This is a genomic window from Streptomyces gilvosporeus (genome assembly GCF_002082195.1).
GTDB lineage: Bacteria > Actinomycetota > Actinomycetes > Streptomycetales > Streptomycetaceae > Streptomyces > Streptomyces gilvosporeus.
In genome coordinates this window covers 5,758,175-5,772,353 of record NZ_CP020569.1, presented here as the reverse complement: position 1 = coordinate 5,772,353, position 14,179 = coordinate 5,758,175, and the positions used below count along the sequence as shown (strand labels likewise).

General features: G+C 72.1%; 14 protein-coding genes. 7 read left to right on the top strand and 7 right to left on the bottom strand.

Going from position 1 to position 14,179, the window contains the following annotated elements; all coding sequences use genetic code 11:
- Positions 1-123 precede the first annotated feature (123 nt).
- Positions 124-1,428 (bottom strand): L,D-transpeptidase, encoded by a 1,305-nt coding sequence (locus B1H19_RS25880; RefSeq protein WP_083109882.1) that lies wholly within the window; start codon positions 1,426-1,428, stop codon positions 124-126.
- 282 nt (positions 1,429-1,710) lie between these two features.
- Positions 1,711-2,049 carry a hypothetical protein gene (locus B1H19_RS25875; protein ID WP_083107148.1) on the bottom strand — a complete coding sequence of 113 codons (339 nt, stop codon included), beginning with the start codon at positions 2,047-2,049 and terminating at the stop codon, positions 1,711-1,713.
- Positions 2,050-2,200: 151 nt separating this feature from the next.
- On the opposite strand from B1H19_RS25875, the gene B1H19_RS25870 reads away from it, so the two are divergent.
- Entirely contained in the window at positions 2,201-2,527 is a 327-nt protein-coding gene (locus B1H19_RS25870; protein ID WP_083107147.1) for a hypothetical protein, read from the top strand.
- A gap of 97 nt (positions 2,528-2,624) precedes the next feature.
- Here the strand turns inward: B1H19_RS25870 and hutH are convergent, their stop codons facing one another.
- The 5 genes from hutH to B1H19_RS25845 all read right to left on the bottom strand — a co-directional run bounded on the left by hutH (position 2,625) and on the right by B1H19_RS25845 (position 8,767).
- Positions 2,625-4,169 (bottom strand): histidine ammonia-lyase, encoded by a 1,545-nt coding sequence (hutH, locus tag B1H19_RS25865; RefSeq protein WP_083107146.1) that lies wholly within the window; start codon positions 4,167-4,169, stop codon positions 2,625-2,627.
- A 113-nt stretch (positions 4,170-4,282) separates the two neighbouring features.
- Positions 4,283-5,386, bottom strand: coding sequence for a GGDEF domain-containing protein (locus B1H19_RS25860; protein ID WP_237289887.1), 1,104 nt, complete (start codon positions 5,384-5,386; stop codon positions 4,283-4,285).
- Positions 5,387-5,661: 275 nt separating this feature from the next.
- Positions 5,662-6,456: an enoyl-CoA hydratase/isomerase family protein gene (locus tag B1H19_RS25855; protein WP_083107144.1), complete on the bottom strand. Its 795-nt coding sequence runs from the start codon at positions 6,454-6,456 to the stop codon at positions 5,662-5,664.
- 108 nt (positions 6,457-6,564) lie between these two features.
- A complete protein-coding gene (locus tag B1H19_RS25850) occupies positions 6,565-7,689 on the bottom strand; it encodes an adenylate/guanylate cyclase domain-containing protein (protein ID WP_083107143.1) in 1,125 nt (374 codons plus the stop codon).
- 184 nt (positions 7,690-7,873) lie between these two features.
- Complete coding sequence (locus B1H19_RS25845) at positions 7,874-8,767, bottom strand: biotin--[acetyl-CoA-carboxylase] ligase (RefSeq protein ID WP_083107142.1); 894 nt, start codon at positions 8,765-8,767, stop codon at positions 7,874-7,876.
- 165 nt (positions 8,768-8,932) lie between these two features.
- Between B1H19_RS25845 and B1H19_RS25840 the strand changes: the two genes are divergently transcribed.
- The 6 genes from B1H19_RS25840 (at position 8,933) to B1H19_RS25820 (ending at position 14,144) form a co-directional block, all read left to right on the top strand.
- Positions 8,933-10,540 carry an acyl-CoA carboxylase subunit beta gene (locus B1H19_RS25840; protein WP_083107141.1) on the top strand — a complete coding sequence of 536 codons (1,608 nt, stop codon included), beginning with the start codon at positions 8,933-8,935 and terminating at the stop codon, positions 10,538-10,540.
- A gap of 29 nt (positions 10,541-10,569) precedes the next feature.
- Complete coding sequence (locus tag B1H19_RS25835) at positions 10,570-10,779, top strand: acyl-CoA carboxylase subunit epsilon (protein ID WP_044368163.1); 210 nt, start codon at positions 10,570-10,572, stop codon at positions 10,777-10,779.
- Positions 10,780-10,950: 171 nt separating this feature from the next.
- Positions 10,951-11,079 carry a morphogenic membrane protein MmpB gene (gene mmpB / locus B1H19_RS40380; RefSeq protein ID WP_257789452.1) on the top strand — a complete coding sequence of 43 codons (129 nt, stop codon included), beginning with the start codon at positions 10,951-10,953 and terminating at the stop codon, positions 11,077-11,079.
- A 145-nt stretch (positions 11,080-11,224) separates the two neighbouring features.
- Positions 11,225-12,709, top strand: a complete 1,485-nt coding sequence (locus tag B1H19_RS25830) for a peptidoglycan D,D-transpeptidase FtsI family protein (protein WP_083107140.1) — start codon at positions 11,225-11,227, stop codon at positions 12,707-12,709.
- Positions 12,710-12,809: 100 nt separating this feature from the next.
- Positions 12,810-13,451 carry a Maf family protein gene (locus tag B1H19_RS25825; protein ID WP_083107139.1) on the top strand — a complete coding sequence of 214 codons (642 nt, stop codon included), beginning with the start codon at positions 12,810-12,812 and terminating at the stop codon, positions 13,449-13,451.
- Between the two features lie 126 nt (positions 13,452-13,577).
- Complete coding sequence (locus B1H19_RS25820) at positions 13,578-14,144, top strand: DJ-1/PfpI family protein (protein WP_083107138.1); 567 nt, start codon at positions 13,578-13,580, stop codon at positions 14,142-14,144.
- Positions 14,145-14,179: the final 35 nt, after the last annotated feature.

Here is a 14,179-nt window from a genome sequence, read left to right as displayed (position 1 = left end):
CCCGGCCACCGCACACACGCCGACGCCCGGCGCGCCGTGAAAACGGCGGCGCCGGGCGCCGGCAGCGATCATGTCCCCGTCCGAGGCGAGCCAACAGCTCGGACCAGATCAGGTCAGATCAGGTCAGCCCACGGCGCTCCCCGCGACCCACTGGGACCACGGCATGTTCCAGCCGTTGAGGCCGTTGTCGGGCTGGATGGTGCGGTCACCGGAGTTGACGACCTTGACGACGTCACCGATGCGGGAGTGCTGGAAGAACCAGGCGGCGTCGGTGGTGGGGTCGCCCGCGCCGCGGACGTCCTGGAGGCCGATGCAGCCGTGGCTGGTGTTGGCGTGGCCGAAGATGCCCTTGCCCCAGTAGTTGCCGTGGATGAAGGTGCCGGACGTCGACAGGCGCATGGCGTGCGGGACATCGGGGATGTCGTATTCGCCCTTGCCGTTCTTCTTGACGAGGCCGACGGTGGAGCCGTTCATCCGGGTCTGCTTGAAGCGTTCGGAGATGACCATCTGGCCGTTGTAGGTCGGGTGCTCCGTGGAGCCCGAGGAGATCGGGATGGTGCGGAGGACGCGGCCGTCGCGGACGACGGTCATGGTGTGCTTCTTGGCGTCGACGGTGCTGATCTGGGAATGGCCGACGGTGAAGTGGACGGTCTTGTTCTGGACGCCCCTGACGCCGGGGGACGCCTCGACGCCGGTCAGGCCGAGCTTGACGGTGACCTCGGAGTTGGGCTTCCAGTACGTCCGGGGGCGGAAGTCCAGCCGCTTGTTGCCGAACCAGTGGCCGACGACCTGCTGGTTGCTGCTGGAGGCGACGTTGATCGCGGATTCCACGCTGGTCTTGTCGACCACCGGCTTGTCGAAGTTGATCGACACCGGCATGCCGACGCCGACGGTGGAACCGTCCTCCGGGGTGAAGTTGCCGACGAAGGTGTGGGGGTCCGGGGAGACGGTGGTGAAGGTGGAGTTCTCCACCGCCTTGCGGCCCTGGTCGTCGACGGCGTGCGCGGTGACCTTGTAGGTCGTGGAGCGGGCCAGCGCGGTGTCCGGCTTCCAGGAGGTGCCGTCGGCGGAGAAGCTGCCGGCGACGGTGGTGCGGGCGTTCACGGAGGTCATGGTGACGTCGGTGAGCTTGCCGCCGCTGACCGTGACCCGGGCGCCGCTGTTGACGCCGACGCCGGTCGAGCCGTCGGCGGGAGCGATCTGGATCTGTGCCTGCGAGGCGTCCTGGGCGGCCGCCGCGTCGACCTGCTGCGCATTCTCGTGGCGCGGCGCGGGGGCACCGGACGCGGTGGGTCCGCTGTCACCGTGGGGGCCGGACGCGGCAGGGCCGCTGTCACCGTGCGCGCCGCCGCACGCCGTGATGGTCAGTACGCCGCCCAGGAGGACGGCGCCGGCGATGAGGCCGGTGCGGCGATTGCTGTGCGTTATCACGCGTTTCTCCATTGCTACCGAACCCAGAACTCCCGACAGCGCTTGCGACAGAACTCCCGATCCGATGGGTCGAGCTTTGGACGTATGTGCCTTATCGACCGTGTGGCACACCCACGGAAAAGAAAAGGCTTTGTGGGGGATGCCACTCAAAACGGACGTAAGGGGTGCGTATCGCCGCATCGGAGGCCCCCGCAGGGGGGAGGCCGTACGGAAGGCTCTCGTCTGCGGGGGCCGGGAGAGGCCGAGACCGGTCGGGCCTCGACGGGTGGGGGTGGCCGGTCAGGCCTCGGCGGGGGTGTCGTCCGCCAGGTCCCATTCCGCCGCGTCCCATTCGGCGTCCGGGTCGTAGTCGGTCATCTCCTCACTGCTCCAGGAGGCGTGGGCGAGCTCGGTGCCCGGCACCGCCGTGACGAGGTCGAAGGGGTCGACGAGGTGGGCCAGCGCCTCCGCGGGGTCCTCCCGGACGGTGTCCAGGGCCTGGCGGCGCTGGTCGTCGGGGAGGGACGGGTCGCCGCCGATGTGGTCGAGGGCGGCGCCGGTCAGCCGGTCGGCGTCGGTCACCTCCATGACCAGCTCCACATGAAGCCGTACAAAACGTGATGTCTCACCATTGCTCATGGGACGGAGAGTAAGCACCCGGGCGTCCGACTTCCCCGCGACCCGCGGCGGTCACTAACATCTGAGGTCAACGGCCCCTACAGCGGCCGATATCGACGGCTCTCGACGGCCCGTCAGCACTGCCGGGTGCACCGGGCCCGCAAGGAGGATCGTGGAGGATCGTTCGGGCTCCGCGCGGCGGCCGCTCCTGACCGCCGTCGCCGCGGCGTCGGTGCTGGGCGCCCTGTGGTTCGTACCGTCCGCGCATGCGAGCGCGGACGAGGACGGGCCCCCGGCCACCACCGGTGTGCGGACGGCCCCGGCGGTCCCTCGCGCCGCGGCGGCCGGCGTCGCGGGCACGAACGGGCCCGGCCGCCTGCTCGCCGTCAGCGGCGGACCCGATGTCACGCCCTACGCCCTCGGCGGCAGCGCGCTGCTCGCCCTCGGCGCCGGGCTGGTGACCCGCTCCGCCCGCCGGAGGCCCGGCGAGGCCGCATGAGCCCTGGCGAGCCCCCGTGCGGCACGCGGAGGCCGCATGAGCCACCGCGGGGCCGTCCGGGCGACGGCCCCGCGTCCGCCTCGGACGGGCCCCGGTGTCAGGCCAGCTCGCCGGTGACCGTCTCGACTGCCTCGACCAGCTTCCCGTCCCGTACGAAGGCGTAAGCGGCCTCCAGGTCGGGTGCCAGGAAGCGGTCCTCGCCCGGTCCCTCGATGCCCGCGGCGCGCACCGCGTCGAGCACCGCGAGGGTGGCGGGGGCCGCCGTCAGGCCGTCGCGCATCTCGATGGCGCGGGTGGCGGCGTAGAGCTCGACGGCGACGATGCGGGTGAGGTTGTCGACGGCGGTGCGCAGCTTGCGGGCCGCGGACCAGCCCATGGAGACGTGGTCCTCCTGCATGGCGGAGGACGGGATGGAGTCCACCGAGGCGGGCGCGGCCAGTCGCTTGAGCTCGCTGACCAGGGCGGCCTGGGTGTACTGGGCGATCATCAGGCCCGAGTCGACGCCCGGGTCGCCGGCCAGGAAGGCGGGCAGGCCGTGCGAGCGGTTCTTGTCCAGGAGGCGGTCGGTGCGGCGCTCGGCGATGGAGCCGAGATCGGCGGCGGCGATGGCCAGGAAGTCCAGGACGTAGGCGACGGGGGCGCCGTGGAAGTTGCCGTTGGACTCGACCCGTCCGTCGGGCAGGACGACGGGGTTGTCGACGGCGGCGGCCAGTTCGCGGTCGGCGACCAGGCGGGCGTGGTCGAGGGTGTCGCGGCCGGCGCCGGCGACCTGAGGGGCGCAGCGGATGGAGTAGGCGTCCTGGACGCGCGGGGCGTCGTCCTGGTGGTGCCCGGTGAAGCCGGAACCGGCCAGCACCTTGAGCATGTTGGCGGCCGAGGCGGCCTGGCCGGGGTGCGGGCGGATGGTGTGCAGCTCGGGAGCGAGGACCTTGTCCGTGCCGAGCAGCGCCTCCAGGGAGAGGGCGGCGGTGATGTCGGCGGAGGTGAACAGGCGGGCGAGGTCGGCGCAGGCCATCACGAGCATGCCGAGCATGCCGTCGGTGCCGTTGAGGAGGGCCAGGCCCTCCTTCTCGCGCAGGACGACGGGGGCGATGCCGTGGGCGGCCAGCAGCTCGCCGGAGGGCCGTACGACGCCGTCGGGGCCCTCGGCCTCGCCCTCGCCCATCAGGGTCAGCGCGCAGTGCGAGAGGGGGGCGAGGTCGCCGGAGCAGCCGAGGGAGCCGTATTCGTGGACGACGGGCGTGATGCCGGCGTTGAGTATGGCGGCCATGGTCTCGACGACGAGGGGGCGGACGCCGGTGCGGCCCGAGGCGAGGGTCTTCAGGCGCAGGAACATCAGCGCGCGGACGACCTCGCGCTCGACCCGCGGGCCCATGCCGGCCGCGTGCGAGCGCACGATGTTGCGCTGGAGCTGGGCGCGCAGCTCGGGGCTGATGTGGCGGACGGCGAGGGCGCCGAAGCCGGTGGAGACGCCGTAGACGGGGTCGGGTTTGGCGGCGAGGTCGTCGATGAAGGCACGGGAGGCCGCGACGGCCGTGAGCGTCTCTTCGGGCAGCTCGATGCGGGCCTCGCCGCGGGCCACCGCGATGACGTCCTGTGCGGTCGTGCCGGACGTCCCCAGCACCACAGTGTGCATATCCATATTCAGGCACCCTAGAGACTGAATCGCCGGATGTCACCACCCGATCTGTCACTACTGGATTACGGACTCGCCCCTTACCCGCCGCCCCGCCCGTCGCCTTGGCGCACCCCGCCTCACCTCCTGAACCGCCGGCGTTCGGGACCCTGCCGCGGCTCGGGGGAATCCGCGAGCCGCACGACGGGATCGTCCGGGCCGCCGTGCGCCCCGGCGACCACCGGCGCGCCGGAGCGGGCGGCCTTGGCGCGGTACTGCGCGGCGTCCGCGAGCCGGAACAGGCGGCGCGCGGAGTACACCGGGCCGATCGGATCGCCGGTCGAGGCGACCCCGACCGCGACCCCGTCACCCAGGTCCAACTCGCCGGCCCGCGCGCACAGTTCGCCCGCCACCTTGACCACTTCCTCGGCCGACGGGCCGACCGCCAGCAGACAGAACTCGTCGCCGCCGAGCCGGGCCGCGAGGGTGCCGGGCAGTATGGCGCCGCACAGGGAGAGCACCGAGCCGAAGCGTTCCAGCAGCCGGTCGCCGACGGCGTGGCCGCGCGAGTCGTTCACCGCCTTCAGACCGTTGAGGTCGCACACCACCAGGCTGACCACCGCGCCGTCGCGGCGGTGCAGCTCCAGCGCCTCGTCCAGCCGACGGTCCACGGCGCGGCGGTTGGCCAGCCCCGTCAGCGCATCGGTGAACGCCAGCCGGCGGGCCTCGGCGAGGCGCTCGGTCTGGGCGATCCCGGCGGCGGCGACGGCGGCGAGGACGGTGGCGAAATCGGCGTCCGGGCGGGCGAAGGCCGGCTCCCCCAGGCGCCGTGCGACATACAGCTCGCCCCAGGCCCGCCCGTCGAGCACGATCGGCGCCACCACGCAGCAGCCGCGGCCCCGGCGGCGCAGCGCGGCCACCCTCTGGTGGTTGTAGCGGCCGCCGGCCGCCCGGTTCGCGGAATAGGGCTCTTCGGCGGTCTCCACCCAGGCGCTGGGCTCGCCGCCGCCGGCCCACCGCTCGTGCAGGAATCCGACGATCTCGGGGAATTCGTGCACCGGGTACGACTCGTCCTCGGGGAACTCCCGCTCCCCCTCGGCCAGTTCGCCGACGTTGACCAGCACCCGCAGCTTGCCCAGCTCGCGCTCCCACTGGGAGACCGCCGCGAACGAGCCGCCCAGGGCCCGCTGCGCCCCCAGGGCGGCCGCTCGCGCCGATTCGCACGGAGTGTGCGCGGCCGCCATCGCCTGCGCCAGTTCCACCACTGCCCGCAGCCTCGTATCGCCGTCGGCCTCGCGCGTCACCGGATCCTCACATTCCGTAACCGTGAGCACACCCTTGCACTCCAGCGTAGGAATGTTTAACCCTATTCGCGCCTTTCGAGCGGGCATTACCTCCGGCGATGGCCACGACGGGTACCCCGCGGCGGGGTGAGCCGGGGCAGGAGCCGTTGGTGGTTGCGCCCGGCGCCCCGGAGGACATGGCCAGGGGCGGCAGCTCACGCCCCCGGCCCCGCGGCTCACTCCCCCGGCCAGTCCGGGTACCGCTTCTCGTTGAACGCCGCGACGCCCTCCGCCCGGTCACCGGAGAAGGCGACGCTCTGCCAGGCGCCGTCCTCCAGCTCCAGCCCCGCCCGCAGGTCGAGGCCGTGCCCCAGGCGCAGGGCCCGCTTCGCGGCGCGCAGACCGACCGGCGAATTGCGGGCGATCCGGGCCGCCAGCGCCAGCGCCTCCGCTCGGTCCTGTCCGTCGTCGACCAGCTGATCCACCAGGCCCAGCCCGGCGGCCTCGGCGGCCGGCACCCGGCGCGCGGTGAAGATCAGTTCCGCGGCCCGCGCCGCACCCACCCGGCGCGGCAGCAGCTGGGTGCCCCCGCCGCCGGGGATCACGCCCACCGACACCTCCGGCAGCCCGACCACCGCGCTGCCGTCGGCCACGATCAGATCGCAGGCCAGCGCCAGCTCGAAACCGCCGCCGAGGGCGAAGCCGTGGACGGCGGCGATGGTGGGCACGGGCAGCTCCAGCACCCCGGTGTAGGCGGCGCGGGTGTGCGGCCGCTGACGCCTGAGATCGGCGTCCGTGAAGGAGTTGCGCTCCTTGAGGTCGGCGCCCACGCAGAACGCCCGCTCATGGGTGGAGGTGAGCACCACGACCCGTACGGAACGGTCGCCGGCCAGCTCGGCGCACGCCTGCGCCAGGGCGTCGGCCATCGCCGTGGAGACCGCGTTCATGGCCTTGGGGCGGTCCATGACCAGCTCCGCCACGAAACCGTGCCGCTCGATCCCGACCCAGCCCTCTTCACCGAACCGCTGCATGCGCCCTCCCGGTTAACGACCGTTGACCTGAGTGATCCGGCAGGATCATTTCAGGTACGGGGCGCGGCGAACAGGAGGGGGCTCGGGGCCGGCTCCCCGGCGTCCTCCTCAGCCCCGGCGGCTGAGCAGCCAGGGCTCGATGACGCCCAGGCCGCGGACCGGGCGCTGCCACATCGGCTGGAGGGCGAAGCGGTAGGGGGGCGGCGGCTCGCCGGTGCCCTCGTCGGCGGCCTTCTGGGCGGCCGCGGCGTCGGCCTCGGAGACCGGCGCCTCGCCGGTGCGGCCCAGCTCCTCGGCGAACGCCTCGTCCACCAGGACGGTGTCCTTGGGCGCTATCGAGGTCAGCCGGCTGGCCAGATTGACGGTGGTGCCGAAGACGTCGCCCATCCGGGTCGTGACCGTGCCGAACGCGATGCCGACCCGCAGCTCCGGCATCGTCTCGTCGTGCGTCATGGTCTCGATCAGCCGCAGCCCGATCTCGGCGGCGATACCCGCGTCGTCGGCGGAGAAGAGGACCTCGTCGCCGAGCGTCTTGATCAGCCGGCCGCCGTGGGCCGCCACCAGGTCGGCGCAGGTGGTCTCGAACGCCTCCACCAGCTCGCCCAGTTCCTCCTCCTCCAGGCGGCGGGTCAGCCGGGTGAAGCCCACCAGGTCGGCGAAGCCCACGGCCAGGCGGCGGTCGACCATCTCCGCGTCGTCCTGGGCCTGTACGACCCGGCCGGTGGCCGCGGCCAGCTGGCGCCGCCAGACGTAGACCAGGAACTCCTCCAGCTCGGGCAGGAGCAGCTCGACCAGGGGGTAGGTGATCTCGGTGCGGGTCAGGCCCGTGTCGGCCGGTTCGGTCAGGCCCTCCAGGAAGGAGTCGATCTGCCAGTCGGCGAGGCGGGCGGTGGTCTGGCCGGTGGAGCGGGCGACCTGTACGGCCATCGCCTCGCTCAGCAGACCCGCCTCGACCAGACCGGCCAGCCGCCGCAGCGCCAGGACGTCGGCCTCGGTCAGCGCCTTGACCTGGCCGATGTCGGCGAAGCCCATGGCGCGCCAGAAGCGGGCCGCGAGATCCATCGATACGCCGGCGGCGCGGGCCGCCTGGAACGGCGTATAGCGACGGTCGGCGCCGAGGATGAGTTGTTCGAGGCGGATGGCGAGCGGCCCGTCCGTTGTGGCGGCCGCCTCGTCCTCCGGGCCGGTGTCCTCGTCCCTCGCCGGGGCGGCGCCCGGGTCGTCCGCGGTCACCGCCTGCTCCCTGTCCGGTCCCTGCGCACTGCCCTTCCGATCACTTCTCGCCCGAGGTCCGCTCCCCGGCGGACCGCCCCAACGATACGGCAGGTGTGCTCTGGCTCACTCTCATATGTCACCGCTGACCATGGAAGAAGTGGTGGTGCCCCGGCGCGCCGGGGTGCCCCGGGGGCGGCGCACCTCACCCCGTCTCCCCCGAGTACCCCCCTCCGGCCGCCCGCAGGTGCACGATGTCGCCGGCCGCCACCGGCTGCCGGCCGCCGCCCTCGGTGGCCACGATCAGGCGGCCCTCGCCGTCGATCGCCACCGCCTCGCCGAGCAGTTCGGCGTCGCCGGGGAGTTCGGCACGGACGGTGCGGCCCAGGGTGGCGCAGCCGGCCGCGTAGGTCTCCTGGAGGCGGCTGGCGGCGGGGTCGCCGATGGCGTCCTGCCACTTGGCGTACCAGTCCTCCAGGGAGCGCAGGACGGCGCGCAGCAGGGGGTCGCGGTCGGTGCCGGGGGCGCCGGCCAGCGCGAGGGAGCCGGCGGTGGGGACGGGGAGTTCGTCGGCGCGCAGGCTGACGTTCAGGCCGATGCCGATGACGACGCCGTCACCTGCGCGTTCGGCGAGGATGCCGCCGGTTTTGCGTTCCTCGCCGTCGACCGTGACCAGGAGGTCGTTGGGCCACTTGAGGAGGGTGTCGACGCCGGCGCTGCGGGCCAGGGCGGCGGCGGTGGCCACTCCGGTCAGCAGCGGCAGCCAGCCCCAGCGCGCCATCGGGACGCGGGGGGTGAGGTAGACGGAGAAGAAGAGCCCGGAGCGGGGCGGCGCGGACCAGCGGCGGTCGAGGCGGCCGCGGCCGGCCGACTGCTCCTCGGCGACCAGGACGGCACCCTCGGTGACCTCGCCCTTGGCGGCGCGGGCGGCGAGGTCGCTGTTGGTGGAGCCGGTGGCGGCGACGACGTCCAGGGAGGTCCACAGTGACCCGGGCCGCACCAGGGCCCGGCGCAGCGCCGGCCCGCTCAGCGGCGGGCGGTCCAGATCGGACCAGCGGCCTGCGTCTTTGTCCTGTTTTCCCGGTGGTTGAGGCGTCATGGGACCAGCCTAGGTGTGGTCAACGACGCAGTGCCGCAGAGCAGTCCCGCCGATACGCTACGAGTCGGTAGCCACACCCGTACGACACGCGGACCGCATGCGTACGGGACCCGTACCACCCCTCAGTACGAGCACCAGTCCAGGACGAGCAGGAGCCGCATCCCGATGTCCGAACCGGAAGCAACCGCTTTGAACACTTCAGGCAGCAACACCACCGCGGGCAAACTGGCGGATCTTCAGCGACGGGTCGACGAGGCCACGCATGCCGGTTCCGCCCGCGCGGTGGAAAAGCAGCATGCGAAGGGGAAGCTGACGGCGCGTGAGCGCATCGGTCTGCTGCTGGACGAGGGCTCGTTCGTCGAGCTCGACGAGTTCGCGCGGCACCGCTCCACCGACTTCGGCATGGAGCAGAACCGGCCGTACGGCGACGGTGTGGTCACCGGCTACGGCACGGTCGACGGCCGCCCGGTGGCGGTCTTCTCCCAGGACTTCACGGTCTTCGGCGGTGCGCTCGGCGGTGTCTTCGGCGAGAAGATCGTCAAGGTCATGGACTTCGCGCTGAAGAACGGCTGTCCGGTGATCGGCATCAACGACTCCGGCGGCGCCCGCATCCAGGAGGGCGTGGTCTCGCTCGGCGCGTACGGCGAGATCTTCCGCCGCAACACCCATGCCTCCGGTGTGATCCCGCAGATCTCGCTGATCGTCGGTCCGTGCGCGGGCGGCGCGGTCTACTCCCCCGCCATCACCGACTTCACGGTCATGGTCGACCAGACCTCGCACATGTTCATCACCGGTCCCGACGTCATCAAGACCGTCACCGGCGAGGACGTCGGCTTCGAGGAGCTGGGCGGCGCGCGGACGCACAACACCACCTCCGGTGTGGCGCACCACATGGCGGGCGACGAGAAGGACGCCATCGAGTACGTCAAGGCGCTGCTGTCCTACCTGCCGTCCAACAACCTCTCCGAGCCGCCGTCCTTCCCCGAGGAGGCGGACCTGGAGACCTCGGACCACGACCGCGAGCTGGACGTCCTGATCCCGGACTCCGCGAACCAGCCCTACGACATGCACACCGCGATCGAGCATGTGCTGGACGACGGCGAGTTCCTGGAGACCCAGGCGCTGTTCGCGCCGAACATCATCACCGGCTACGGGCGGGTCGAGGGCCACTCGGTGGGCATCGTCGCCAACCAGCCGATGCAGTTCGCCGGCATCCTCGACATCAAGGCGTCCGAGAAGGCCGCGCGCTTCGTGCGCACCTGCGACGCGTACAACATCCCGGTCGTCACCTTCGTGGACGTCCCGGGCTTCCTGCCGGGCACGGACCAGGAGTACGACGGCATCATCCGGCGCGGCGCCAAGCTGATCTACGCCTACGCCGAGGCGACCGTCCCGCTGATCACGATCATCACCCGCAAGGCGTTCGGCGGCGCGTACGACGTCATGGGCTCCAAGCACCTGGGCGCCGACCTCAACCTGGCCTGGCCGACGGCGCAGATCGCCGTCATGGGCGCGCAGGGCGCGGTCAACATCCTGCACCGCCGCACGCTCGCCGCGATCGAGGACCCGGCGGAGCAGGAGGCCCGGCGCCAGGAGCTGATCCAGGAGTACGAGAACACGCTGCTCAACCCGTACATCGCGGCCGAACGCGGCTATGTCGACGCGGTGATCATGCCGTCCGAGACGCGGCGCCACATCGTCCGCGGGCTGCGCACGCTGCGCAACAAGCGCGAGGCGCTGCCGCCGAAGAAGCACGGCAACATTCCGCTCTGACCCGCAGCCCCCGAGGAGGTCGTTCGCTGATGATCAAGGTCGTACGGGGCAACCCGACCCCGGAGGAGCTGGCCGCCGCACTGGCGGTGGTGCAGGCCCGCGCGGCGGCCGCCGCTGCCGTCGTGCCGGGAGGGCCGGAACGCGGCAACGAGTGGTCGGACCCGGCCTCCACGGTCCCGGCCCGCCGGGTGCCGCATCCGGGACCGCGGGCCTGGCGGACCAGCTTCTGGCCGCACTAGGCCAGCCGGGGCAGGGGCCGTTGCCGGTTGCCGTTCGCGGTATGTGACGCATCTCGCACCCCGCCTGCCCCCGGTGGATCGGTGCATCGTGCACTGACTAGTCCTTCGGACGGTGGTGCCTGAGTACGCGTACTCAGGCGCCGCCGCCGCGACGGGCGCAGCATCGGTCGCATGCTGTGGTCCGATCCGCCCGATGAACCGCCCGAGGAGCTGCGCGAGGTGCAGAACAAGCTCCGCCGGATGGGCATCGTGCTGGCCACGGCCACCCTGGTGCTGACGTTCCTCCTCGTCTGGCGGTGAGGAAAACCCCGGCGGTGAGGCTCCGCCCGGCGGTAAACGCAACCTTTGCCCCTCGCGTCGCATCTTTACCTCCCGAAGAGTGCAATTCGGGTGGGCGGGTGGTGATTCGACCCGTTGCGCCCCTGGGGTGTGGGAGTGCGACGCGATGAACCGACCGCTGCGGCACATAGCCGTCTTCTGCGGGGTGCTGGTCCTCGCGCTGCTGGTGCGGGTGACCTGGGTCCAGTTCGTCACCGGCGACGCGCTCGCCAAGGATCCGAACAACCGCCGGGTCAAGATCGAGGCGTACTCCTACCCCCGCGGCAACATCATCGTCGGCGGCAAACCGGTCACCGGATCGGTGGCCACCGACGGCGACTTCAAGTACAAGCGGACCTACAAGAACGGTCCGATGTACGCGCCGATCACCGGCTACGCCTCGCAGGCGCAGGGCGAGAGCATGCTGGAGGGCGTCTACAAGGACATCCTCAGCGGCAAGGACGACCGGCTCTTCTTCAACCGCGCCAAGGCCGTGCTGACCGGGGAGAAGCCGCGCGGCGGCGATGTGATCACCACCATCGACGAGAAGGCGCAGAAGGCCGCCTACAAGGGCCTGACCGATCTGCACGCCCGCGGCGCGGTGGTGGCCCTCGACCCGCGCAGCGGCAGGATCCTCGCGCTGGCCAGCACGCCGTCCTACGATCCGTCGTCCTTCACCGGGCTGAGCCTGGCCGAGGGCCGTAAGTACCAGGCGCTGGACGCCGACAAGAGCAAGCCGATGAACAACCGGGCGCTGCGCGAGATCTACCCGCCCGGCTCCACCTTCAAGATCCTCACCGCGGCCGCGGCCCTGGAGCACGGCACGGTCACCGACATCAACGCCTCCTCCGGCGCCCCCGCCCCGTACACCCTGCCCCAGACCCGCACCCAGGTCGGCAACGACGTGGCCGGTGCACCCTGCGACAAGGCATCGCTGAAGACCGGGATGCAGTGGTCGTGCAACAACGTCTTCCTGGACGCGGCCCACAAGCTGGGGACGGACAAGATGCGCGAGACGGCCGAGAAGTTCGGCTTCAACAAGGAGCAGTTCATCCCCGTGCGCGCGAGCGCCGGCGGCTATCCCGCCAAGCTCGACCAGCCGCAGACCGCGCTGACCGGGATGGGCCAGGGCAGTGTGACCAGCACGCCGCTCCAGATGGCCATGGTCGTCGCCGGGATCGCCAACAACGGCAAGGTGATGAAGCCGTATCTGGTCGACGAGCTCCAGGGCCCGGGGATGACCACCATCGAGAAGACCAAGCCAGCGCCGCTGCACCCCGACGACCCGCAGGCCGTCTCCGCGAACACCGCCAAGAAGGTGCAGGAGATGATGGAGTACACCGTCTCGGACGGCACCGCGGACAAGGCCGCGATCGACGGCGTCACGGTCGGCGGCAAGACCGGCACCGCGCAGCACGGCGCCAACGTCAACGACGAGCGGCCCTACGCCTGGTTCGTCTCCTACGCCAAGCAGGCCGACGGCTCCTCGCCGGTCGCGGTGGCCGTCTTCGTCGACCCCAAGGACATGGACATCCCGCGTTCGGAGATCGCCGGCGGCAAGCTGGGCGGCCCGATCGCCAAGTCCGTGATGGAGGCGGTGCTGCGCAAGTAGGCGGGCGGGACGCGGGAGGGCCGCGGACGGGGCGTGCGCGGGCCGGGTGCCGGGCAGAGCGCCGTACACCGCGCGCCGCGGCCTCCGTACGATGACGGGCATGACCGCAGCGCACCGTGCCCACCACCTTCCCGAGCCCGCCCCCGGCGCCCGCCGCCTCGTGCTCGCCTCCCAGTCCCCCGCCCGTCTGGGGCTGCTCCAGCAGGCGGGTATGGCGCCCGAGGTCATCGTCAGCGGCGTCGACGAGGACGCGCTGACCGCCGCCACGCCGGGTGAGCTGGCCCGCGTGCTGGCCGAGGCGAAGGCCGCCGCGGTCGCCGCCCGGCCGGAGGCCGCGGGCGCCCTGGTCATCGGCTGCGACTCGGTCCTGGAGCTGGACGGCCGCGCCCTGGGCAAGCCCGCCGACGCCGAGGACGCCACCGCCCGCTGGAAGGCCATGCGCGGCCGCTCCGGCATCCTCCAGACCGGCCACTGCGTCATCGACACCGCCACCGGCCGCGAGACCTCCGCCACCGCCGCCACCACCGTCCGCTTCGGCGACCCCACCGACACCGAGATCGCCGCCTACGTCGCCAGCGGCGAACCCCTCTTCGTCGCCGGTGCCTTCACCCTCGACGGCCGCTCGGCCCCCTTCATCGACGGCATCGACGGCGACCCCGGCAACGTCATCGGCCTCTCCCTCCCGCTGCTGCGCCGCCTGCTCGCCGATCTGGGCATCGCCATCACCGACCTGTGGACGTGATCCCGCGGGATTCACCCGATGGCCGGAATCCGGCCCCGGCCACTCCCCGTGGGCGGGCGACTGCGTGCATCGTGGCGGAACCGGAGCACCGCACCGGTTCCGCCACGATCCCGAGGAGTCCCGTCCATGCCCAAGATCCTGCTCGTCGCCGGCGACGCCACCGAGGACCTGGAGTTCTTCTACCCGTACCAGCGGCTGCTGGAGGAGGGCTACGACGTCGACGTCGCGGCGCCCTCCCGCAAGAAACTGTCGTTCGTCACCCATGACTTCGTCGAGGGCTACGACACCTACACCGAGCGCCAGGGCCACTCCTGGCCCGCCGACCTCGCGCTGTCCGAGGTCGATCCGGCCGAGTACGCCGCCTTGGTGCTGCCCGGCGGCCGGGCGCCCGAGTATCTGCGAGGCGACCCCGACTTCCCCCGCGTCGTCACCCACTTCTTCGACGCCGCCAAGCCCGTCGCCCATATCTGCCACGCGGCCATCGCCCTGGCCCCCCTCGGCGTCCTCAAGGGCCGCCGCACCTCCGCCTACCCCGCCTGTGCGCCGGACGTGGAACTGGCCGGCGCCGACTTCGTCGACGGCCCCGCGGTCGTGGACGGCATGATGGTCTCGGCCCGCGCCTGGCCCGACCAGCCGGAGTGGATGCGGGCGTTCGTGGCGGTGCTGAGGGAGCATGCGCCGGTGAAGGGCTGAGCACCCGCGGGCCCGGGCCGGACCCGGAGCCGCGG